The sequence below is a fragment of the Streptomyces sp. G-G2 genome (assembly GCF_030063135.1).
Classification (GTDB): Bacteria; Actinomycetota; Actinomycetes; order Streptomycetales; family Streptomycetaceae; genus Streptomyces.
In genome coordinates this window covers 207371-228099 of record NZ_JASISO010000003.1, presented here as the reverse complement: position 1 = coordinate 228099, position 20729 = coordinate 207371, and the positions used below count along the sequence as shown (strand labels likewise).

The following is a 20729-nucleotide window of genomic DNA, read 5'->3' as shown; positions in this document are numbered from 1 at the left end:
CGTCCTCGTCGGTAGGTGCAGTGACAGTGACCACACTGCACTCACTCGGAACGGGGAAGGTACCGCCCATGCTCAACCGCCCGACCAAGCGCACCGCCGCCATCGCCCTCGCGGCCACCGCGGCCCTCTCCCTCGCCTTCGTCACCACCGCGTCCGCGTCCGGCGACCACGCGCCCGCGCAGGCCGCCCCGGCCGCCGCGGCCGGTCTTCCGTCCGTTTCCGGGAGCCCGCAGGGCGCGTTCAACCGGATCGTCGACTTCTACGGCGCCTACATCGACGCGTCGTACGACGGCGACGGCAAGACGGCGGACCAGTTGCGCTCCTTCTACCTCGCCAAGCCCCTCCAGGCGGAGTTGAAGAAGTGGGAGGAGGCCAACCACGCCAACGGTGTGCTGCGGGCGCAGAACGTACCGCTGAAGTGGAAGGTCGCCTCCACCGGCAGCGGCATGGGCAAGACCAACGCCACCGTCACCCTCACGTGGAACGGCGACGGCTCGGCCGGCTCGACCACCGAGATCCGCGTCCAGGCCGATCTGAAGACCCAGAGGATCACCTCGATCACGGACTGACGCTCCCACCGCCGCCCTCGGCGAGCTTGCGGAAGTAGGTCCAGCTGGTCTCGTTCGGCTCGGTCCACCGCTCCGGAGCGTGCGCGAACTCCGGGTGGTGGGCCTCGATGTACGCGCGGGTCCGCTCCGGCACCTCGGCGTAGGAGCCCATTTTGCGGCCCCGGCAATGGAAGGTCAGTCCGCCCGGCCGCTGCCCCTGCTCCATCCACGGCAGCCAGGGCGACATCCGGGTCCACGACATCGTCGCGGGAACGCTCGGCGCGTCGGTGCCGAGGACCGAGGCCGGGGCGAAGAACTGGAAGAGTTCCAGGGCCCGGTAGGTGTCGTCCGCCGAATTGGCCGGGAACCGCTCGACCGGCAGTGGCGAGGGGTAGGCGAGCGGGATCTCCAGGCTGAAGCAGACCTGCTCCCCGAGCCGGGTCAGGGGGACGGGGAAGGGCCGCCACCGCTGGTTCGCCGGGTCGTTCCAGACGTGGACGACCGGCTTCTTCTCCCAGATCTCCATGACGTCCCGGGTGTCGGGGTCCAGGTAGAACGCCGCCTCGCGGGTCAGCAGTTCGTAGCCGCCGTCCGTGGTGACGAGGCGGGACACGTTCACCCCTTCGAACCCGAACACCTTCCGGTAGGGCTCGTCCGGGGCCCAGGCGTACACGTCACCGGACCACCAGTAGGTGACTTCCGCTCCGTCGAGGGAGGCGCGGGTGCGGGCGAAGGCTTGGAAAACATCGGCCGGAGTCATGGCGTCCACTGTGCAAGGCGGCTCGTGTACTCGGCAAACGCCCCTGGACACATCCGGTCAACCGGCGGTGCCCGCGTCGGCCTCGGCCCCGGGCTCCGTCCGGGCCTCCACCTGGTCCTGCGCGTAGGCGGCCATCCGGGCGACCAGGCCCGTCGGGGCGTCGGCGCCGAAGCACAGGCCGAGGCTCCCCGCCGATTCGGCGGCCGCGGCCTCGCCGCGCGGGAAGAGCGCGGCTTCGTAGACGGCCAGGGCCCGCTCGGGGCTGCCCGGGTGCGCGACGATCGCCGCGGCGAGTTCGGCGCCGTCGAGCATGGCCAGGTTGGCGCCCTCCCCGGCGAACGGGGACATGAGGTGCGCGGCGTCACCGAGCAGCGTCACGCCCGGGGTCCGGGCCCAGCGGTGGCCGACCGGCAGTGCGTAGAGGGGCCGGGTGACGAGCGGGCCGTCGCTGTCGGCGACGAGGGACCGCAGCCCCGGGTCCCAGTCCCCGAAGTGGGCGAGCACCTGCCCGGCGCCGACGCCGGAGGTCTGCCCGGCCCAGTCCTCGGGGACGCGCAGGGCGGCGTACACGTGCAGGCTGCCGTCCGGATCGCGGTGGGCGAGCAATCCCGCGCCCTCGGCGAGCGCGAACATCATGCCGCCGCCGACCAGGGCCGCGCCGACGGGGTGGCGGGTGTCCGCGTCGAGGAGGTGCGACTCGGCGAAGGAGAGACCCTCGTAGCGCGGTACGGCGTCCGAGACCAGCGGACGGATCCGGGACCAGGCGCCGTCGGCGCCGACGAGGAGGTCCGCGGTGAAGGCGGAGCCGTCGGCGAGGCTCACCTCGTGGCGGCCGTCGTCGAGCGTACGGACCCCCACGGCCTTGGCGCCCCAGCGGATCGCCCCCTCGGGCAGGGAGCCCAGCAGCAGGTCGCGCAGGTCACCGCGCTTGACCTCGGGGCGGTGGCCGTCCGCGCCCCCGTCCTCGTGGTGGACGGCGGCGTGCCGGTCGAGGATGCGCAGGGCCTCGCCGCCCTCGTGGACGAGGGCGCGGAACTCCTCGTACAGGCCCGCCGCGCGCAGGGCGGCCTGACCGGAGTCCTCGTGCAGGTCGAGCATGCCGCCCTGGGGGCGGGCGGCCGGGGACGGGTCGAGGTCGTAGAGGGCCGCTTCGACGCCGTGCCGGCTCAGGACACGGGCGAGGGTGAGGCCGCCGAGTCCGGCGCCGACGATCGCGAGGGGGTGGTGCGGGCGGGTGGTCATGGCGGGAGTCCTTCGTGAGGCGCGTGCGGGAGTGGGGGCGGGGCCGGGGGCGGGTCAGTCGGCGGGGTGCGGGGTGCGGGTCAGGCTGCGGGGTGCGGCCTCAGGCGGCGGGCTGCGCCGCGTTCTCCTTCGGTGCGGCGCGGGGCAGCAGGCGCAGCGCCGGGAGGCAGGCCGCCGTGACCGCGAGGACGGTGACGAGGCTGACGGTCATGGCGTGGGCGGGGGCGCGGCCTCGCCCACGCCGATCTCCGGGCAGGGCGGGGCGGGCAGGGCGGGGCGGGTGCGACGGGATGCGACCGGGGGTGGCTGCTACTCCAGATAAACACAGCCGCTCCAAACACGCAATGACTATGGTTTCGAAGTGAATCCGCTCATGCATTACACTGGAGCCATGACGCGAATGACCCGCACAGGGCCCGTGCCCCAGGTCCCGCCGGAGCCCCTCGGGCGCCGCGAGCGCAAGAAGGCCGCCACGCGCAAGGCACTGGCGGACACGGCGCTGCGGCTGTTCCTCGAGAAGGGTTTCGACCAGGTCAAGGTCGCCGAGATCGCCGAGGCCGCGGACACCGCGCTGACCACGCTGTTCGCCCATTTCCCCGGCGGGAAGGAAGCCCTGGTCCTGGAGGACGGCGGGGAGCGCGAGGCCGCGCTGACGGCCGCCGTGCGTGAGCGCCCCGAGGGCCTCGGCATCCTCGACGCCCTCCGGGACTTCCTGGCCGGACGCGGCACCTTCGACCCCGACCCCACGCCGGAGTTCCGGCTCAAGACGGACCTGGTGGTCGCCACACCCGCCCTGCGCGCCTACGCCAGGGCGATGTGGACCGGCTGCGAGGAGGTCCTGGCCCAGGTCATCGCCGAAGAGGCCGGCCGGGACCCGGCCGACCTCTCGCTGCGCATCCTGGCGCGCTACGTGCTGGAGATCCCGGACCTCGCGGGCCTGGAAGCGGACCCCCGACAGGCCTTGGACACGGCCTTCGCGCACCTCCGCCGCGGCTGGCCCGAACTCTGAGCGGCGCGTCCGGCCGGTCCGGGTCGTCCGGCCCCTGGTGACCCGTCCGGGTCACACCGGGCACTTGAGCCACATGGGGGCGAGGCGGGTCCTACGATGACCGCGGGCGGCCCCGGCCGCATGCGCCTCTCAGGGAGAGGGTCACCATGACGCTGCCAGTACGTAGGGACGAGTCGGCCGAAACGGTCACGGCTCGGGAGGTGGGACGGGCCGACCGGCGGCCTGACTACCCGCCGCGCACGCCCCCGCCGCCGAGGAGGCCCGTCGAGTCGCCCCGCCCGGAGCGGGCCTTCGCCATCGTCAACCGGCGGGCCGCCAACTGGGCCCTGGAATCACAGCTCTGGAGCGCCGTCCGGTTTCGTCGGCTGGTCCTCGACAAACTGACCGCGTGGCGCTATCTGCCGGACCCCCACGGGGTCGGAGCGGTGGTGACGGCCCTGGTCGCAGCCGCCGTCGCGGACGGAGGGCGGCGGATCAGCCTGCATCTGGCCGCACGGGAGGGGCAGGCCTGCATCGCGGTCCTGAGCCACCTCGGCAACCCGCACGCCGACGGGAGCGCCGGGCTTGGCGGGAGCGCTGGGCTCGTCGGGAGCGCTGAGCGCGATGGACGTGCTGAGCGCCGCAGACGTGCTGGCAGCACCGGACACGCCGAAGGCCGCGGGCTCCGTGACGTCGCCGGACTGCCCGGTCTGCACGCGTGCGGATCCGAGGCCGACCCCGACGGACACCGGGTGTGGGCGGTCTTCGACGTCCCCCTGCGCACAACCGGCACCCGGGACAGCTGATCGAGGACCGCCCGCACTACGCGGTCGTTCCGGCTAGGCCGACGCGGTAAAGGGGTCACGCAGCTGGTCCCCGTCACCGGGGTCGGCGGCTGTCGTGTCCGAAGTGAATGAGTCCTCGGGGCCGAAATCAGGGGCCCTGAAGGGGTTCGTCGTCGCCGGGAGCCGCGTAGCGGGCGTCGTGGCGTGCGTCCGTACCGGTTCCGGCGCGGAGAACAGCGGGGATCCGTCGATGAGGGCGCTGCCTTTCGTGGTGGGGAGGTTGAGGTCGGGGCGGGGACGAGTGGAGGCATGGCTCATCGCCACACCTCCACTCGCTCTCACCGTCTCAAAGAGCGGTCATCTTGGTGTACGGGCTCAGGATCCGCATCCGCGACGAACCGAAATCGACGAGTACCGCGATTCCGTCCTCGATCGCGATGACCCGGCCGAGGCCGTGCTGATCGTGTGTGACCCGGTCGCCTACGACGAACACCCTGAGAGGCGGAGCGGTCGCGGCCTTGAACGGGCTTGCGGGCAGGTGGCGCCGGGTTCCGGCTGACTTTGTCATTGTCACTAGTATGCGCCTGTCGGGCCGCAGTGCCGCCCGGTGCGGTGCTCTCTCTCATTGCGCCCTGATAACGCTGAGGCCGAATTCTTCCGGTTGGACCCGATCGGTCCGTAGCCGCACGCGCCCGCGCGCGCCCGGCCAGGTGCCCGCGCACGTTCCTGCCAGGCGGGCAGGAAGTCCGACGAGCGCCCCGCCGAGGGGCCAACCGCCGGGTTCCTCCGAAGGAGCCGTGAGCGCCTTGCGGACGGCAGGACTCCGGCGAGGGCCGAGGCTGTCCCGGCGATCGGAGCTCCAGTACGCGCGAATGCCGCGACGACGGCCTCCGGCGGGTCCCCGGCCCTCCAGCACCAGGCCGTCTCGTACGGATCATGTCGGTTGCGCCCGCTTCGTCCGATGCCGTGCCCCGCACGGCGGAGGAGCAGCCGAGCACTGGACGCACTCGGGAGCCCGGATCCGCTCGGCCCCCGAGGCCGCCAATGCCCCCCAATTCCTCTGAGGCCTCAGAGGCCTCAGAGGAGGGGGACCCGACGCGGAGTGAGCGAAACGATCGCCGTTCGGCGAGGCGTGGCACCGGGCGGCGCGGGCCAGGCGCGATCCGAAGGAGGCATGGCCTTGGTACGCAGGGCGGCTGCGGGTCGCGAAGGTGTCGGCGTGATCAAGCCCCCACAGCCGCGCCTGCCCCCCTGGGCCCCCAGAACCCCATAACCTCCGCGCAGTGCCGTACGCCCCCCACCCGACCCCCTGGCAGCCTCCTCACGGCTCCCGGCCGGCCGCGCGGCCCCTGGGGAGGCAGTCCGCGCGGCGGGAGGTGCCTGGTACGACCACGCCACGTGCCGCGCCCACTGGTGGACCGCCTTGTGCGCAGGGAACTCCCGGATGCGCTGCCCGCTGCCCGCTGGCCGGCGTACACGCGCGCGCCGCCCCGGAGCTGCGGCTGCGGCTGCGGCGAGGGACGTGGACGCCGGTCCGGTCAGTCCCGGTTCGTCGGACCCGGCTACGACGGGGTGACTGATGTGCGCGCCCCTCCCCGCAGGACGCTCGCCGCGATCGAGCCGTCCGGTGCCCTGACATTGGCGCCGGCGTCGCGACCACCCGCCGAGCCGCCCGCCGAGGCCTAGGCCGTCGAAGACTCCTGCGGTAGCCAAGCCGCGCACGGTCCGGTCGCACCGGGCGCGGCCGGCGAGGTTAGCAGGATCGATATCCGGTGGCCCAAGGTGAATCGGGTCAACGAGAGTGGCTCCCGATGAGCGCCACACCCGAGGAGTCCTGACATGTCGACGCTGCGCGTCACCGCCGAGCCACTGACCGTCCACACCCACCCCAACGCCGACGCGCTGGAGCTGGCTCAGGTGGGCCTCTGTCGCGCCGTGGTCGCCAAGGGCGCCTACCGCACCGGCGAGTTCGCCGTGTACATCCCGGAGCAGGCCGTGCTTCCGACGGATTTGATCGCGGAGCTGGGGCTGACGGGGCGGCTGGCCGGGAGCAGGGCGGACCGGGTGAAGGCGGTCAGGCTGCGGGGAGAGCTGTCGCAGGGCATCGTCTGCCGTCCGGCGGCACTGGCCGATGTGGATCTGGCCCGCGCCGCGGGCGAAGGCACCGACTTCGCCGAACTGCTCGGGATCACCAAATGGGCGCCGCCGATACCGACCACGATGAACGGTGACGTCGAGACCGCACCGGACCTGCTGCCCTGGGTGGACATCGAGAACCTGCAGCGTTACCCGGACATCTTCGAGCCCGGTGAGCCGGTCGTGATCACCGAGAAGCTGCACGGAAGCGCCTGCCTGACCACCTACATCGCCGACGCGGACCGCGTACAGGTCTCCTCGAAGGGCTTCGGCGCCAAGAGCCTGGCCCTGGTGGAGGATGCGCGCAATCTGTACTGGCGGGCGATCCGCTCCCACGACGTGCCCGCCGTCGCGGCCCGCCTGGCCGAGCGGCTGGGCGCGACCCGGGTCGGCATCTTCGGCGAGGTCTACGGAGCGGGCGTCCAGGACCTGACCTACGGGGCGGACGGGCGCAGCGAGCTGCTCGGTTACGCCGTCTTCGACGTGTCGGCGGAGATCGACGGCGAGGTGCGCTGGCTGGACGCCGCCGAACTCCTGACGGACGAACTTCCGCTGGCGCCGCGGCTGTTCGAGGGGCCGTACGACGTCGGCACGGTGCTGGAGCTGGCCTCCGGCCGGGAGACCGTGTCGGGCCGCACCTTGCACCTGCGCGAGGGCGTGGTGATCCGCCCGGCCAGCGAGCGGTACAGCCCGGTGGTGGGCGGTCGCGCCATAGCCAAGGCGGTCAGCCCGGCCTACCTGACCCGCAAGGGCGGCACGGAGTACGAGTAGGCACGGCGCGAGTCGGCGCGTACGAAGCCCCCCTCCCCCGTACGGACGGCCATCCGTGCGGGGGAGGCGCCGGTCAGCGGTGGGCCGTCACCGTGGCGCGCAGTCGCGGGGTCGCGGTGCGGCAGAACCGCGCTATCAGGTCCGACAGTTCCCGGCCCGGATCCACTCCCGGCTCGCGGCGGGTCAGCTCGCGGTAGGTCTTGTACGTCCGCATCGCCTCGATCAGGTTGCCTTCCGCCAAGTGGGCTTCGATCAGAGCCCGTTGGGCGCTCTCCCGCAAGGGCTCCGCACCGACCGCGACCAGGGCGGATTCGACCGCCTCCGCGTGCCGTCCGGCCCGGCCGAGCTGGCGGCTCAGCGCTTCCAGCGCGTGCAGCAGACGCTGACGGACCCGCTCCCGCTCCAGGAGGACCCAGTCGTCGTACCACCCGGGCAGCAGATCCAGCGCGTCCGTACGCCACTTGAGGGCGGACAGGTCCTCACCGGTGGCAGTGCCTCCGATGAGCCGCCCCGCCCATCCGTAGAGCACGTACAGATCGACGACCGCGTGCTCATGCATGGCAAGCGAGCACTTGTCGGAATCGAGCAGGTCGATCCCGGCCGCCTTGAGCCGCCACAGCGCCGAGCGGAGGTTGCCCGCCGCCCGCAGGTCGTCGCCCGAGGGCCACAGCGTGCCCGCGGCATGCCGTCGCTCCACCCGGCCCCCGTGGAGGGCGACGAAGGCCAGCAGTCGCTTGCTCCCCTCCGGCACGTCCAGACGTCTGCGGACACGGCGGGGCGGCGGATGACCGCGTCCGGGGTGCCCACCCGGTCGAAATCGACGGGCCCCGCGAGGACCGCCACCGGGCGGGGCCCGGAGGCGATCTCCTGTGGGAAGCGCGCATTGAGCAGCGTGACGACGCTGCGCCCCACGGCGGCGAGTGCCCGGTATCCAGCCATGCGCCGATACTGCGGCCCGCCCCGTCACGCGGGCGTTGCGGGACGCGCGACGGGCCGGTGACACCGCCCGGCCCACACTCGGTGCGCCTGCCCCTTCGAGAAGGAGAGCCCATCATGAGCAGCCCTCGCACAGCGGCCGACCGGGGTCCGCACGGCACGCGCGGCGGAGGCGGCACCGGATCCGGCGGCGGGAGCGGCGACCGCGGCGGCGGCGCCGGCGACTGCGACTGCGACCTCGGCGCCATCGACGATCTGGCGTGCGCCGCGAAGGGGATCCAGCGCCGGGCCGAGATCACCCAGGAACACCTGCCGCAGCCGCGGGAGTTCCAGGAGAAGTTCAACAGCGTGCGCACGGAGTACGCCGCGGCCCGGCACACGGCCCAGGTGGACCTGGACGCGGCGGCCGGGATCCTCGACCGGGTGCGCGAGCAGAACCGCTGCCGGATCGCCCCGGAGCAGCGGCACTGTCTCCGGGAGGCCGTGGAGGAGGTGTTCGAGGAGGTCCGGGAGTGATCGGACGGCTGGGGCCGCTGTGTGGACGCGTGCGACTGCGCGGCCGACGACGCGGTCGGGGACGCCGACACCGCGGCCACCCTCTCCGCGCGGATCGCCCGGTACACGGCGGACGTGCTCCGGGACACGGCGTGCTTCGTCTCCCTGGACGGGGAGCTGACCGCGCTGCCGCAGCGGACCGCGAAGATCGGGCCGGACGCGGCGCAGCTGCTGACGGACGCCGCGGATCCGGTCGTGAGCCAGGACGTCGTCCGGCTGTACGCGCGGCTGCTGGTGCTGCGCCGCAGGATCCACGACGCGTGGCGTGGCTTCGCGACGGTCACGGCCTATGTGGAGTGCCTGTGCATGGTGCTGCTGTGCGTGCTCAGGGGCTGGCGGGCCATCGCGGTCCTGAAGGGGGCGCGGGCCGAGCTGGTGTGCACGGAGGAGTCACTCAGGGCCGCGTGCCTGCGCAAGCGGAACCAGCTGGTGGAGGAGGTGATGGCGGTGTACTCCCGGCTGTGCCCGCCCTGCCCGCCGGGTCACGGCCAGGGGGCGGAGGAGGAGCCGTGCGAGGACGTCGACCCGGCATGACCGTCGGGCGGCGGGGCGGGCGGGGCGCCCGGAGCGGGCCGAGCAGGCGACGGGCCGCGCCGGGTGCCGGGACCGGGTCCCGAGTCCCGAGTCCCGGTGCCGGGTGACGGGTGACGGACCCGCGTGCCAAGACCCATGCCGGGTCCCGGACACCGCGACCCGGATACCACGACCCGGATGCCAGGTCCCTGGTGCCGGTCAGAAATCGCCGTAGTTGACCTGCCAGGTCGGCAGGCCCATACGGCGCCAGATGGCGACCACGCGGTCCCGGTCGTCGAGCGACACCCGGACCGCGAAGCGGTCGCGCACGTGCCGGTCGAAGAGCTCCGCCTTGACCACGTCGTCCTGGCGGTGGTCGCCGGACGCCCGCATCCACAGCTCGTCGTACGGCACGTCGTGGCGCGCGAGCCATTCCTCCGTCTGCGGGCGGTGCTCCTCGCTGCGCCCGGACAGCAGCACGACGGTGTCGCCGTCCGCCCGCCGGAAAGCGGTCAGGGCGTGCCGGACCGACGGGTTGAGGAGGTCGGTCCCGCAGCGCGAGAAGTCGTACGGGCCGCGGTCCCCCCGCAGGGCGAGCGTGCCGTCGATGTCGCACATGACCGCGGCGGGCAGCGCCGGGTCCGCGACGTACGCCGTCACCTCGGGCTGGTCGTTCAGCCACTCGGCGGTGAGCCGCCAGCCGCCCTTGACGGCCTTCGCGTGCTTCTCGGCGAGGATCCGGATGACCTCCTCACCGACGGGCCGCTCCCGCGCGGCGTCCCGGCGTACGCATTCCTCGGCCGGTACGCCGGTGAAGTCGTGGACGACGAAGGTGGCCCGCCCCGCGACGGCCGCCTTCAGCCGCTTGGGGATGTGCCGCGTCAGGTGCGTGTTGTCGACGACCACGTCGAAGCCACCGTCCACGGCGGCCCGTACCGCGGCGTCCTGGATCGCGAGCACGGTCTGTTCGTGGGCGAACGACCGCTCCCCGTCCGCGGCGGGGACGTCGAGCATGGCCCGCAGGTCGTCCAGGTTGACCCGGCGCATCCGGCCCCCGGACTCCGCCTGGAGCGAGCGCGCGGCGGTCGTCTTGCCCGACGCGGGCAGCCCCGTCATGACGTGTACTACAGGCACTGGTCAGTTCTCCTCATCGGTGCTGAACGGATCGGACACCCGCGGCCGTACCGCCCGCCAGCTGAGGAGGTCGGTCGGCCGGGCGTCGAGCCGCCGGAACAGGGCCGCCCGGACCCCCGGGTCGGTCACCTCCCGGGCGGCGCGGGCGAAGGCGCCCCGGTCGTCGCCGAAGTGCGCGATCTCCCGGAAGGCCTCGTCGATGGCGCGTTCGCGGTCGGCCGCGGCGCGTTCCATCCCCGCGATCATCTCGCGGACCCACTCGTCGAACTCGTCCGGGACCTGTTCGAGGAGCGCGTCGAGCGGCGCGCCGCCGTGGGCCCGGACCTCGGCGAGCGAGCAGCCGAGGCCCTGGGCGACCTGCTGGGCGGGCAGCGCGGCGAAGCGCTGGATGCCGTGGTCGCGCCAGACGTCGCGTTCGGTGACTCCGGTGAGCACCTTGTGCAGCCGTACGTACTCGGCGATCTTGGCCTTCGCCCGGACGCCGGAGGCGTAGCGCAGGACGTAGCCCTCGGCGTCGGTACCGGTGGCGGCTCCGCCACCGGGCAGCGTGCTCGACTCGGTCAGCGCGATCAGCTCGGCCAGCGGCATCGCGGGCCAGACCGTGACGACCGAACCGATCCCCCGCCAGGCGGCCGCGGCGTCCGGGAGCGGCAGTTCGGTGCCGTCGCGGCCCATCGCGGCGAGCAGCACGAGGTCGCGGCGGTCGCCGTAGTCGACGACGATCCGGTTCTGCGGGTAGAGCACCTCGGCCAGGTACGTCACGCCCGGCGCGAGCGCGGAGGTGTCCTTGGTGTCCAGGAGCCGCTGCGCCCAGGTCGCCTGCTCACTGATGAAGGACCCCTTGGACGCGGCCCGCCACGCGCCGGCGTAGTGGAAGACGACCGCGAGGCTGCCGTCGACCTTCTCGTACACCTCGAACGGCTCGTCCGGCAGGGCGGGCGCGTAGGGCTGGCCCGCGGTGTGCTCGCCGACGTTGAAGAACTTCGGCAGGGGCAGCGCGACGATCTCGCCCGTGGCGTCGTCGGCGACCAGGCCGCGGCAGCGCGTGGTGACCCGGTTCCAGACCCGCTCGTACTGGCAGACCCGGGTGTAGGTGTAGATCGACAGCGCGAGTTCGGGGTGCTGCTTGCGCGTCACGTGCCCGGCGTCGAGGGCCGCGGCGAGTTCGTCGGGCGGCATCAGTTCTTTGAGAGTCAGGGGCGCCTGGCTCATGGGATTTCCTCCTGGTAGAGAGCTCCCAGTCTGCCCGGGACCACCACTGACCGGTATTGATTAACTCCCGGCGGGGGCGGGGGCGATGCCCCACCGGTGGCGGATCCGGTGTCAGACCCCGCTCCTATGCTGGCGCTACGGATCGGACGACGGCGTCCGGCGGTACGGCTGGAGGTACGGGGTGCGCATCGAGCGGCATGCGGTCGGGGAGGCGGCGCTGTCCGCCGCGGTGGCGGACTTCGCCCCGCGGATGGCGGGCGACGTGCACCGGATGCAACACGACGAGTTTCCGGGGTACGGCTGGGAGATGATCGCCGAGTCCTTCCTCGACTACCTGGGGGCCCGCTCGGTGGACAACCCGGCGCTGGAGGGCAAGGACTGCAAGCTGGCCTTCGAGTCGGCCGCCGCGGCGGCGCTCGGCGCGTTCACCCTGGACTGGGATCCAGGGCGTGCGGACGGCGTGTTCATCGAGTACACGGGCACCGGGGTCTCGTACGGCGAGGGCGCCGAGGGCCGCCCGGCGACCACGCACGACTGGCTCGGCACCTTCTTCCTGGCGTGCGTGGCCGGTGACACCGACCGGGACGCCGGGCTCTTCCTCTCCGCGGCGGCGCCGCACCGGGGCCGGGCGGAGCGGCCCGATGTGGCCCTGGTGCAGGCCCTGTTGGCGTACGTGTACGGGGAGACGGGGCAGCGGGAGCCCGCCGGCTCGCGGGGGGCGGTCTCCGCGGAACGGCGGAGCGAGGCGATCGGCGTACTGGCCGAGGAACTGGACCCGGGGACGGACATGCCGCACTACCGCGCGGCGCTCGGCACCCTGCGGGCCCTGGCGGCGGGCGACCGGTCCGGGTTCGCCGAGGCGCTGGCTCGGCAGCTGGTGGAGCACCGGGAGCGGTGCGCCGGGTTCGGCGACCCCCGGCCACGCACGCTGCTGCCGCTGGACGCCATCGCCCTGGCCGCGATGGCGCGGTGGTCGAACGACTGGCCGTTGGAGGTCACCTCGGCCTACCTGCCCGCGGCGGCGGTCGGCGGCTTCGCCCCGCCGGCGCCCCGGGTACGGGCCTTCGGCGCCGGCAAGCGGGCGGACGCGCTCGCCGCGCTGGCCGCCGGGCCGCTGGTGGTGGACCGGGCGCGGCAGCCGGAGCCGGAGCCGGGCGACCTCGCGTACGAGGAGTTCCTGGCGCGCAGCGCGGCGGAGTTCGCCGATCCGGGACAGTCGCCCGCGCTCGGCGCGCGGCGGCTGATCCGGGTGATGTCTCATCAGTACCGTCTGTTCCTGAACCGGTTGGCGCTCGACCCCGAGGGGGCGGACGAGCAGGGTCGCGCGGCGCTGCGCCTCGGCGCCGAGGCGGGTTCGGCCGCCGTCCGGCTGGCCTCGGCCGAACCGGACACCGAGGTGAAGGTGACGGTCGGGGGCGTGACCCGCGCGCTGCCCGCGGGGGCCCGGGTCGACCCGGCCCAGTGGGTACGGGCCGCGGCCCTGGCCCTGATCTCGGGGGAGCCCGAGCTGCTGGCCGGGTGCACCCGGGCCGACCCCGCACTCTTCACCCACGGCTACGTCTCGGCGACGGCCGCCTACGGCGCCGCACTGCACGATCACCTGCGCGGGGTGGACCCCCGGCCCGCCGTGCACCGCGCGCTCACGGCCGCCTTCCAGGTGCGGGACACCAATTTCCTCGCACCGCCGGTGGTGCTGCTGTCGCAGCTGGTCGAAGGGGACCGGGAGGGTTTCGCCCTGGCGCTGGCGGACGCGCTGGAGGAGCACCGCGAGTACTACGGGGTCGCGGACAACGGCGCCACGAGCGACTCCGCGGTCAACCTCGACGTGCTGGCGCTGGTGCGGCATGCCCGGCGGCTCGGCTGGGAGGTGCCGGTGCGCTCGCCGTACCTGCCGCCGGGGCTGGCCGGGTAGGACGAAGGCCGCGGCACGCCGGGGAGCCGGAGGAGGCCCGGGGTCGCGGGAGGGGGCCCGGGGTCAGCGGGAGGGGGCTCGGCGGCTCACGTCGCGCGCCCACAGGACGAGGGGGGCCTGGAGCGGCAGACGACCGAGGGCCACGGCCCTGGGCAGGGCGGGTCGGTGACGCCAGTCCCAGGCCATCTTGAGGTTGGCGGGGAAGACCCCGACGAAGAACAGGGCCGAGGCCTGCGCGGCGGCCTTACGGGTCCTGGGGAGCGCGACCCCGGCCGCCAGGGCCAGTTCCACGACCCCGCTGGCCCGCGTCCAGGCCCGGGCGGAACCGGGCAGGGAGCGCGGGACCAGCTTGTCGAAGTTGCCGGGCGCGGCGAAGTGGGCGATGCCCGCACCGGCGAGGAGCCCGGCCAGCAGCAGGGGCGAGCGGTTGGTCGGGCTCATCGGTCCTCCGGGGGACGCACTGGTTACCGCCGGGTAGCGGCCGGGAGCTGCCAGTCTGCGCGACCCGTGCCGCTTCGGCAACGACTTCCGCCCTTCCGGCTCAGCAGGCGGCCAGTACGGCCTCGGTGGTGACCACCTTCGCGAAGCGCATCCGGTGCAGGACGGCGGAGGTGGCGCGGGCGAGGTCCTCCGCGGCGATGCTCTCCCCGTCGGGGCCCACCATGTCGAAGGTGTGCATCGCGTCGGCCGGGAAGACGGCGTCGTAGCCGAGGTTCCCCGCCATCCGCGCGGTGGTCTCGTTGCACACGTTGGTCATGATGCCGATGATCACGACCTGCTTCGCGCCCCGCTCCGTCAGCCAGGCGTGCAGGTCGGGGGTTCCGTAGAAGGCGCTGTTGACGGTCTTGGTGATGTGCAGGTCGGCCCGGACGGCGGCGACGGCGGGCTTGAGCTCGTAGCCCGGGGTGCCCGGCTCCAGGGGGCTCGCCGCGGCGGCGTGCTGGACGACGACGACGGGGCGGCCCGTGGCCTGCCAGGCGTCGGTGAGGGAGGTCATCCGCTTCTCGGCGTCCGGATTGTCCCGGCGGCCCCAGAAGGCGTGGTCCTCGAAGCCCTGTTGTACGTCGATCACGATGAGGACGGCGTCGGGGTCGAGGGTCAGGGGGGCGTCGAAGGCGCTGGTGTTGGTCATGGCTCCATCGTGGTGCGGGCCGGCCGGGGGCGGTGAGGGAGCGGGCCGCCGGTGATCGATAGATTCCTGCCATGCCCGCCGCCCCGCACCCGGCCGTGCCCCCCGGGCCGCCCGCCGCCCTCCCCGCCGCCCCGCCCGCCGACACGTCCCCCGGCCCGCCCGACGCCCCGCTCGCCCTCACTCCTTCCGCGGTTCCCTTCCGGACCGTCGGGTGCCTGCTCTTCGACGGGGTCCGCGCCTTCGACTACGCCGTGATCAGCGAGGTGTGGAGCCGCCGCGCGGAGTTCGAGCTGCGCGTGTGCGGGCCGCGGGCTGCCCGGGTCCGGCTCGGCGGCGGCCTGGAGCGGATCCCCGACCACGGGCTCGAAGCCCTCCTGGACTGCGATCTGATCCTGGTCCCCGGGGTGGAGGAGCCGCTCGCCGCCCGCGATCCGGCGGTCCTGGAGGTCCTGCGCGCCGCGCACGGCCGGGGCATCGCGCTGGCCTCGCTGTGCGCGGGGGCGTTCGTCCTGGCCGAGGCGGGCCTGCTGGAGGGCCGGACCGTCACCACGCACTGGGCGCTCGCGGAGCGGCTGGCCGCCCACTACCCCGGTACCGAGGTCCGCCCGGAGGTGCTGTTCACCGGGGACGGGGAGATCTGGACCTCGGCCGGGGTGGCCGCGGGCATCGACCTCTGCCTGCACCTGGTGCGTTCCGCGCACGGACAGCGGGCCGCCGCCGCGATCGCGCGGGCGATGGTCACCGCGCCCTTCCGGGCGGGCGGCCAGGCCCAGTTCATTCCGTCGCCGGTGCCGAGCGAGCGGGCCGACGGGGTGGCCGATCCGCTGTCCGGGGCCCGCGAGGCGGTGCTGGGCGCGCTGGAGCGTCCGTGGACCGTACGGCGGATGGCCGACGCGGCGCTCATGTCGGAGCGCACCTTCGCGCGCCGATTCGCCCTGGCCACCGGTACGACGCCGCTGCGCTGGCTGCTGGAACAGCGGGTGCTGGCCGCCCAGCAGCTGCTGGAGGGGACGGACCTGCCGGTCGAGGAGGTCGCCACGCGCTGCGGCTTCGGTTCGGCGGTCTCGCTGCGGCCCGCGTTCGTACGGCGCCTCGGCCTGTCCCCGCACGCCTACCGGCAGACCTTCCGGGGCACGCCGTAGCGGCGCCGTAGCCCGCTGCGGCCCGCAACGGCCCCGCGGCAGCCGGCGCCGCGCGGACCGCCGCTCAGAGCCCCTTGCTCTCCATCGTCGGGCGCAGCCGCTCCAGCAGCGCGTAGAGCGTCGCGCTCTCGTCCTCGTCCAGGGTGTCGAGGGCGCCGTGCGTGGCCTGCATCTCCTCGCGCACCCGCCGGATGATCTCCCGGCCGGCTTCGGTGGCCACCACGTTCTTGACCCGGCGGTCGGCCGGGTCCGCCTCGCGCCGGACCAGCGCGCGGGCCTCCAGCCGGTCGACGATCCCGGTCACGTTCGACGCGTCACACACCAGCAGCGTGGCAAGCCCCCGCATCGGGACCGGGGTGTCCAGCTGTGCGAGGGCCTTGGCCTGGGTGGAGGTGAGCCCGTGATGGGAGGCCGCGGCCGCGAAGTCCCGCCATTGGGCGGTGGCGATCGCGGCGAGGAGTTCCAGCAGCTGGAGCTTGGCGGTCGGGTGCGGGGCGGTGGCGCTCATGCCGGGAGTGTACCCATGGTGCTTGAGGTCATCAATCATTTACTTGACGTCCTTAACTATCCAGGTCTACCGTCACCCCCTGAACCAACTGCTTGATGCACTCAAGCATCCGCGCTCTGAAGCACCCCGCAGCAACCTGAAGCCATGAGAAGGTCCCCTCAGCCATGAGCACCCCCGCATCCGCCCCCGCCGCCGGGCACAGGAACGAGACGGTCATCGTCTTCGCCCTGAGCCTCGCCGCCATGGTCGTGTCGATGATGCAGACCCTGCCCGTCCCGATCCTGGGTCTGATCCGGACCGACCTCGGCACGACCACCGCCAACGTGAGCTGGGTGACCACCGCCACCCTGCTGTCCGCGGCGGTCTTCACCCCGCTGCTCGGCCGCTTCGGCGACCAGCACGGCAAGAAGCCGACCCTGATCGCCGTCCTCGGTGTGATGGTCGTCGGTTCCGTCGTCGCCGCGCTGGCCACCTCGCTGCCGCTGCTGATCCTGGGCCGGGTGCTCCAGGGAGCGGCCACCGCGATCTTCCCGCTGGCCCTGTCGGTGCTGCGCGAGGAGGTCCGCCCGGAGAAGCTTCCCGGGGCGATGGCCCTGGTCAGCGGCACCCTCGCGTTCGGCAGCGGGCTGGCGCTCGTGGCGACCGGCCTGCTCACCTCCGGCCCCGACGCCGACTACCGCAACGCGTTCTGGATGGCGACCGGCTTCGCCGTCCTCGCCCTCCTCGCGGTCGCCTTCCTGGTCCCGGCCACCCGCCACAAGACCGGCGGCCGCACGGACATCCTGGGCGCGCTGACCCTCGGCATCGCCCTGCTGCTGCTCCTGCTGCCGATCTCGCAGGGCCACGAGTGGGGCTGGTCCTCGGGCCGCACCCTGGGCAGCTTCGCGGGCGCCGTGGTCATGGGCGGCGTATGGGTCTTCACCGAACTGAAGGTCCGCGAGCCACTGGTCGACATGCGGATGTTCGTGCACCGGCCGGTGCTGATGGCGAACCTCGCGGGCATCCTCGTCGGCTTCGGGATGTTCGCGAACTTCCTGGGCGTCTCCTACCTCGTGCAGATGCCCAAGGCCCTCACCGGCTACGGCTTCGACGCCTCGATCCTGCGCGCCTCGGTCCAGTTCCTGCTGCCCGGTGCGATCGTCTCGCTGCTGGCCTCCCCCGTCGGCGGTCAGCTGGTGCGTCACCGCGGGCCGCGGATCGCGCTCGCCGTGGCCGCCGGACTCGGCGCCGTGGGCTTCGGCTGGCTGGCGCTCGACCACGAGCACACCTTCTCGGTGATCGGCGCGGGCGTCGTCGTCGGCGCGGCCGTCAGCTTCGGTTACGCGGCCATGCCCGCCGTCATCATGGCGAGCGTCCCGCACCACCAGAGCGGCATCGCCAACGGCATCAACTCCATCTCCCGCTCCACCGGCAGCGCGATCGGCAGCGCGATCGTCACCACGATCCTGGCGTCCAAGACGATCGAGCACCTGCCCGCCGGAGTTCCCCCGCTGCCCGCCGAATCGGGATTCACCCTGACCTTCGGCATCGGCGCCGTCGCCTTCGCCCTGGTCGCGATGATCAGCTGGCTCGGTCTGCGCGGCAAGACCGGTCCGCGCGTGGTCGAGGCGAGCGCGCCGCGACCGCAGAGCGTGCCCGCGAAGACGCCCCAGGGCGCCGACGTCGTCTGACCCGCAGCACCCGCATCACCCGCCCGGTGTGAACCGGACCACCGCCGCGCGGCCTTCCGCGCCCAGGTGGAGGACGCCCTGCTCGCCCCCCGTGGCGAGCAGGGCGTCGTACGTTCCCAGCCGGACGGGGCCGCCCGGAGGGTCCCCCGGTACGCAGGCTTCCCCCGACAGGCAGGGCTCCCCCGACAGCCCGGGCCCCTCCGCCAGACCGGGCCCGTCCAGGAGCACCGGCCCGGCCAGGGCGACCACGAGCAGGGCGCCGGCGCCCGGCGGAACCGTGAGGGCGAGGTCGCCCCGTACGACGGACACCTCCGCCCGGACGGCGTCCCTGCGGTACATGACGTTGAAGTTCACGACGGGCCCGGCGATCAGGCGGCAGCCGGTCGGCACGTCCCCGGCGAACCGCTGCGGCACGTAGCGCTCGTCCACCAGACGCCGTACGCCGTCCACCGTGAGGTCCATTCCGGCGCCCTCGGCCAGGGTGAGCGTGCGGTCGACCCCCGGGAAGGCCGAGAAGGGGCCGTCGGCGGCCACCTCCGCGAGGCTGACCCGCCAGGCGAAACCGGCCGCGTCCGGGCCCTCGGGCCGGGCCGCGATCTGCCGGGTCACTCCCCCGCCGTTCTTCCAGGCCTCGGCCGTCCGGTCGGCGGCCCGCAGGACCCGTACCTCACGCTCGCTCGTCATGTGATCAGGATGCCCCGACGGCCGCCCCGCCGCGCTCACCGCGCGCGGCGGGGCCGGGTCCGCCGGACCGGCTAGCCGACCGAGAGGTCGTCGCCGTAGACGGATCCCTGGCCGTACCAGCCGTGCAGGTACACCGTGACCGTGCCGGAGGCCCCCGTGGTGAAGGGGACCGACAGCTTGGCCCAGGCCGCGGAGCTGGTCCACGCGCTGGCCGTGGCGCCGCCGCGCACGCCCAGGTAGGCATAGCTCCCCTGGACCCACCCGCTCAGCGTGTACGTGGTGTTCGGCGTGAGCGTCAGGGTCTGCGCGCACTCGCCGGTCTGCCCGGAGGTGGGCGCGGTCTTCAGGGCGTACGAGCCCCCGTGGGCCGGGGTCGAGACCACCGCACCCCCGCTCTCGCAGCTCCACGGCGCGAGAGCGCCGCTCTCGAAGCCGCCGTTGACGAGCGCTCCACTGCCGCCGCCCGGGCCGGAGACCGTGAGGGTGAAGGTGGTGGAGTGGGTGAGCTGCCCGGCCGTCCCGGTGACTGTGAGGGGGTACGTGCCCGGCGCGGCCGAGGCCGCCGCGGTGACGGTGAGCTGCGCCGAACCGCCCGCCGTGACCGAGCCGGGGCTCAGGGTGGCACTCACCCCGGCCGGCGCTCCGGTCGCGGTCAGGGCCAGGGTCTTCGCGCTGCCCGAGGTGACGGCCGTACTCACCGTGGCCGTGGCGGCGCCGCCCGGGGCGACCGAGGCCGAGCCGGGGGCGACGGCGAGGGAGAAGTCGTCGGCGACGGGGCCGCCGCCGCCGGTGAAGGGCGCGAAGGTGTGGGTGAAGTACCAGGGGTCCTGGGCGATGCCCGAGCAGGTGTCGGAGCCGCCGGTGCCGGGGCAGCCGCCGTTGTCGCGCTGGAGGGCCCAGAAGGAGAGGGTGTTGACGCCCTTGCCGACGGCCCAGTTGTAGACCGCGGTGGCGTCGGCGGTGGTGAAGGTCTCGGCGGCCCCGAAGTCGTCGATGCCGGGCATCTCGGTGACGCCGATGGTGCCCCAGAGCTGGGCGGGGGTCTTCGTCGGGTAAAGGGCGGCGAGCTGGTTGTAGAGACCGGTGGCGGCGGTCTGGGTGTCGGCCGCCATGTTGTGACTGGCGTTGTCGTAGTAGTCGAAGGTCATCAGGTTCACGACGTCGACCTGCGCGCCCGCGGTCTTCGCGCTCTTGAGGACGGCGAGGCCGCTGCTCGCGAGGCCGCTCGTGGTGGTGGGCAGGGTGTAGGAGATCTGCAGGGGGCGACCGCTCGCCGCGGCCCAGTCCTGGACCTTCTTGATGGCCTGGTTACGGCGGTCGATGCCCGCCTTGTTGGTCAGCGAGTTGTCCTCGATGTCCATGTCCAGGCGCGCCATGTCGTAGGTCGTGATGACCTTCTCGTAGGCGGCGGCGATCGAGTCCACATTGGTGCAGCTGTCGGCGATCTCGGTGCCGCCGTTGTCGGCCGCGTACCCGCCGAAGGACGGGATGACGTCGCCGCCGCGCGAGCGGATGGTGGCGAAGTCGGCGCCGAAGACGGAGGCGGAGACCGGCTGGGAGGTCGATCCGTTCCAGTACGGGGTACAGGAGCCCTTGGCCTCGGTCTGCACGAAGGCCATGGTCAGGTACTTGGCGCCGGACTTCTGCGCGAGGTCGGCGGGGCTGTCGTTGGAGTACGCCTCGAAGTACGGCGCGAAGACGTGCGCGGGCAGCGGGGTCGCGGCGGCGTGCGCGGCGGCCTCGGCCCCGAGGACGAGTCCGGCGGAGGCGGTGACCGTGCAGAGGGCGGCCAGTAAGGCGTGGAGGGGCCTGGGGCGTCTCATCGTTGCTCCCGGTGGGGCGTGAGCGAGCGAGTGGGGGACGCCCCATGATTGGTCTGGACCATCACGGGGTCAAGGGTCCAGACCACTTCATTCCCAAGGGTTTGCCGATCGGGCCAACTCACCCGCCGCCAGACCACTTTGCCGGGCGAACCGGGACGCGTGAGCCGGTACCCGGACAGGCTCCCTCCGGGCATCGAGCGCGGAACATGGCACCGATGCCGGGCTCGTGGCGGTTCATGACATCCTATGACGTCACAACTCGCCGGGCCGGACCGGTC

20 protein-coding genes are annotated in these 20729 nt (G+C 73.4%); 9 read left to right on the top strand and 11 right to left on the bottom strand.

The window, feature by feature from the left end:
* The first annotated feature begins 68 nt into the window (after positions 1-68).
* Positions 69-569 carry a hypothetical protein gene (locus tag QMF80_RS04100; protein ID WP_283449503.1) on the top strand — a complete coding sequence of 167 codons (501 nt, stop codon included), beginning with the start codon at positions 69-71 and terminating at the stop codon, positions 567-569.
* On the opposite strand, the gene QMF80_RS04095 is transcribed toward QMF80_RS04100, so the two are convergent.
* Both QMF80_RS04095 and QMF80_RS04090 read right to left on the bottom strand, forming a co-directional pair.
* Positions 559-1308 (bottom strand): DUF1838 family protein, encoded by a 750-nt coding sequence (locus QMF80_RS04095; protein WP_283449501.1) that lies wholly within the window; start codon positions 1306-1308, stop codon positions 559-561. The two genes, QMF80_RS04100 and QMF80_RS04095, sit on opposite strands and share 11 nt — an antisense overlap.
* Before the next feature lie 57 nt (positions 1309-1365).
* Positions 1366-2550, bottom strand: a complete 1185-nt coding sequence (locus QMF80_RS04090; protein WP_283449499.1) for an FAD-dependent oxidoreductase — start codon at positions 2548-2550, stop codon at positions 1366-1368.
* Between the two features lie 391 nt (positions 2551-2941).
* Between QMF80_RS04090 and QMF80_RS04085 the strand changes: the two genes are divergently transcribed.
* Together QMF80_RS04085 and QMF80_RS04080 are read left to right on the top strand one after the other, a co-directional pair.
* A complete protein-coding gene (locus QMF80_RS04085) occupies positions 2942-3559 on the top strand; it encodes a TetR/AcrR family transcriptional regulator (protein WP_349372172.1) in 618 nt (205 codons plus the stop codon).
* 146 nt (positions 3560-3705) lie between these two features.
* A complete protein-coding gene (locus tag QMF80_RS04080; protein ID WP_283449497.1) occupies positions 3706-4344 on the top strand; it encodes a hypothetical protein in 639 nt (212 codons plus the stop codon).
* A gap of 325 nt (positions 4345-4669) precedes the next feature.
* Here the strand turns inward: QMF80_RS04080 and QMF80_RS04075 are convergent, their stop codons facing one another.
* The gene (locus QMF80_RS04075) at positions 4670-4891 is read right to left on the bottom strand and encodes a hypothetical protein (RefSeq protein ID WP_283449495.1); all 222 of its coding nucleotides are present in this window, start codon (positions 4889-4891) and stop codon (positions 4670-4672) included.
* 1271 nt (positions 4892-6162) lie between these two features.
* Between QMF80_RS04075 and QMF80_RS04070 the strand changes: the two genes are divergently transcribed.
* A complete protein-coding gene (locus QMF80_RS04070; protein ID WP_283449493.1) occupies positions 6163-7230 on the top strand; it encodes an RNA ligase (ATP) in 1068 nt (355 codons plus the stop codon).
* A 73-nt stretch (positions 7231-7303) separates the two neighbouring features.
* Here QMF80_RS04070 and QMF80_RS04065 read toward each other — a convergent pair whose 3' ends face one another.
* On the bottom strand, positions 7304-7981 hold the full coding sequence (locus tag QMF80_RS04065; protein WP_283449491.1) for an AfsR/SARP family transcriptional regulator: 678 nt from the start codon (positions 7979-7981) through the stop codon (positions 7304-7306).
* A 302-nt stretch (positions 7982-8283) separates the two neighbouring features.
* Here QMF80_RS04065 and QMF80_RS04060 point away from each other — a divergent pair, with 302 nt between their 5' ends.
* Positions 8284-8682 (top strand): hypothetical protein, encoded by a 399-nt coding sequence (locus QMF80_RS04060; RefSeq protein ID WP_283449489.1) that lies wholly within the window; start codon positions 8284-8286, stop codon positions 8680-8682.
* A gap of 21 nt (positions 8683-8703) precedes the next feature.
* Positions 8704-9255 carry a hypothetical protein gene (locus QMF80_RS04055; protein WP_283449487.1) on the top strand — a complete coding sequence of 184 codons (552 nt, stop codon included), beginning with the start codon at positions 8704-8706 and terminating at the stop codon, positions 9253-9255.
* A gap of 198 nt (positions 9256-9453) precedes the next feature.
* On the opposite strand, the gene QMF80_RS04050 is transcribed toward QMF80_RS04055, so the two are convergent.
* On the bottom strand, positions 9454-10368 hold the full coding sequence (locus QMF80_RS04050) for a phosphatase domain-containing protein (protein WP_283449486.1): 915 nt from the start codon (positions 10366-10368) through the stop codon (positions 9454-9456).
* A gap of 3 nt (positions 10369-10371) precedes the next feature.
* Entirely contained in the window at positions 10372-11580 is a 1209-nt protein-coding gene (locus QMF80_RS04045) for an RNA ligase (protein ID WP_283449484.1), read from the bottom strand.
* A 181-nt stretch (positions 11581-11761) separates the two neighbouring features.
* On the opposite strand from QMF80_RS04045, the gene QMF80_RS04040 reads away from it, so the two are divergent.
* Positions 11762-13492 (top strand): immunity 49 family protein, encoded by a 1731-nt coding sequence (locus QMF80_RS04040; RefSeq protein ID WP_283449481.1) that lies wholly within the window; start codon positions 11762-11764, stop codon positions 13490-13492.
* A gap of 63 nt (positions 13493-13555) precedes the next feature.
* Here QMF80_RS04040 and QMF80_RS04035 read toward each other — a convergent pair whose 3' ends face one another.
* Together QMF80_RS04035 and QMF80_RS04030 are read right to left on the bottom strand one after the other, a co-directional pair.
* Positions 13556-13933 carry a DoxX family protein gene (locus tag QMF80_RS04035; RefSeq protein WP_283449478.1) on the bottom strand — a complete coding sequence of 126 codons (378 nt, stop codon included), beginning with the start codon at positions 13931-13933 and terminating at the stop codon, positions 13556-13558.
* 100 nt (positions 13934-14033) lie between these two features.
* Positions 14034-14624, bottom strand: coding sequence for an isochorismatase family protein (locus QMF80_RS04030; RefSeq protein ID WP_283449477.1), 591 nt, complete (start codon positions 14622-14624; stop codon positions 14034-14036).
* 71 nt (positions 14625-14695) lie between these two features.
* Between QMF80_RS04030 and QMF80_RS04025 the strand changes: the two genes are divergently transcribed.
* A complete protein-coding gene (locus tag QMF80_RS04025) occupies positions 14696-15766 on the top strand; it encodes a GlxA family transcriptional regulator (protein WP_283449475.1) in 1071 nt (356 codons plus the stop codon).
* Positions 15767-15830: 64 nt separating this feature from the next.
* On the opposite strand, the gene QMF80_RS04020 is transcribed toward QMF80_RS04025, so the two are convergent.
* Positions 15831-16274 carry a MarR family winged helix-turn-helix transcriptional regulator gene (locus QMF80_RS04020; RefSeq protein ID WP_283449473.1) on the bottom strand — a complete coding sequence of 148 codons (444 nt, stop codon included), beginning with the start codon at positions 16272-16274 and terminating at the stop codon, positions 15831-15833.
* 164 nt (positions 16275-16438) lie between these two features.
* Here QMF80_RS04020 and QMF80_RS04015 point away from each other — a divergent pair, with 164 nt between their 5' ends.
* Entirely contained in the window at positions 16439-17944 is a 1506-nt protein-coding gene (locus QMF80_RS04015) for an MFS transporter (RefSeq protein WP_283449471.1), read from the top strand.
* Positions 17945-17959: 15 nt separating this feature from the next.
* On the opposite strand, the gene QMF80_RS04010 is transcribed toward QMF80_RS04015, so the two are convergent.
* Together QMF80_RS04010 and QMF80_RS04005 are read right to left on the bottom strand one after the other, a co-directional pair.
* Positions 17960-18628, bottom strand: coding sequence for a HutD/Ves family protein (locus tag QMF80_RS04010; protein ID WP_283449469.1), 669 nt, complete (start codon positions 18626-18628; stop codon positions 17960-17962).
* 71 nt (positions 18629-18699) lie between these two features.
* Entirely contained in the window at positions 18700-20451 is a 1752-nt protein-coding gene (locus QMF80_RS04005; protein WP_283449467.1) for a glycosyl hydrolase family 18 protein, read from the bottom strand.
* Positions 20452-20729 lie beyond the last annotated feature (278 nt).

What these genes read in the sequence shown, in the direction of transcription:
- QMF80_RS04010 (WP_283449469.1), bottom strand. Translation starts at nt 18,628, where the DNA reads ATGACGAGCGAGCGTGAGGTACGGGTCCTGCGGGCCGCCGACCGGACG.
- QMF80_RS04070 (WP_283449493.1), top strand. Translation starts at nt 6,163, where the DNA reads ATGTCGACGCTGCGCGTCACCGCCGAGCCACTGACCGTCCACACCCAC.
- QMF80_RS04020 (WP_283449473.1), bottom strand. Translation starts at nt 16,274, where the DNA reads ATGAGCGCCACCGCCCCGCACCCGACCGCCAAGCTCCAGCTGCTGGAA.
- QMF80_RS04005 (WP_283449467.1), bottom strand. Translation starts at nt 20,451, where the DNA reads ATGAGACGCCCCAGGCCCCTCCACGCCTTACTGGCCGCCCTCTGCACG.
- QMF80_RS04060 (WP_283449489.1), top strand. Translation starts at nt 8,284, where the DNA reads ATGAGCAGCCCTCGCACAGCGGCCGACCGGGGTCCGCACGGCACGCGC.
- QMF80_RS04075 (WP_283449495.1), bottom strand. Translation starts at nt 4,891, where the DNA reads ATGACAAAGTCAGCCGGAACCCGGCGCCACCTGCCCGCAAGCCCGTTC.
- QMF80_RS04045 (WP_283449484.1), bottom strand. Translation starts at nt 11,580, where the DNA reads ATGAGCCAGGCGCCCCTGACTCTCAAAGAACTGATGCCGCCCGACGAA.
- QMF80_RS04090 (WP_283449499.1), bottom strand. Translation starts at nt 2,550, where the DNA reads ATGACCACCCGCCCGCACCACCCCCTCGCGATCGTCGGCGCCGGACTC.
- QMF80_RS04085 (WP_349372172.1), top strand. Translation starts at nt 2,942, where the DNA reads ATGACGCGAATGACCCGCACAGGGCCCGTGCCCCAGGTCCCGCCGGAG.
- QMF80_RS04080 (WP_283449497.1), top strand. Translation starts at nt 3,706, where the DNA reads ATGACGCTGCCAGTACGTAGGGACGAGTCGGCCGAAACGGTCACGGCT.
- QMF80_RS04025 (WP_283449475.1), top strand. Translation starts at nt 14,696, where the DNA reads ATGCCCGCCGCCCCGCACCCGGCCGTGCCCCCCGGGCCGCCCGCCGCC.
- QMF80_RS04100 (WP_283449503.1), top strand. Translation starts at nt 69, where the DNA reads ATGCTCAACCGCCCGACCAAGCGCACCGCCGCCATCGCCCTCGCGGCC.
- QMF80_RS04095 (WP_283449501.1), bottom strand. Translation starts at nt 1,308, where the DNA reads ATGACTCCGGCCGATGTTTTCCAAGCCTTCGCCCGCACCCGCGCCTCC.
- QMF80_RS04035 (WP_283449478.1), bottom strand. Translation starts at nt 13,933, where the DNA reads ATGAGCCCGACCAACCGCTCGCCCCTGCTGCTGGCCGGGCTCCTCGCC.
- QMF80_RS04015 (WP_283449471.1), top strand. Translation starts at nt 16,439, where the DNA reads ATGAGCACCCCCGCATCCGCCCCCGCCGCCGGGCACAGGAACGAGACG.
- QMF80_RS04030 (WP_283449477.1), bottom strand. Translation starts at nt 14,624, where the DNA reads ATGACCAACACCAGCGCCTTCGACGCCCCCCTGACCCTCGACCCCGAC.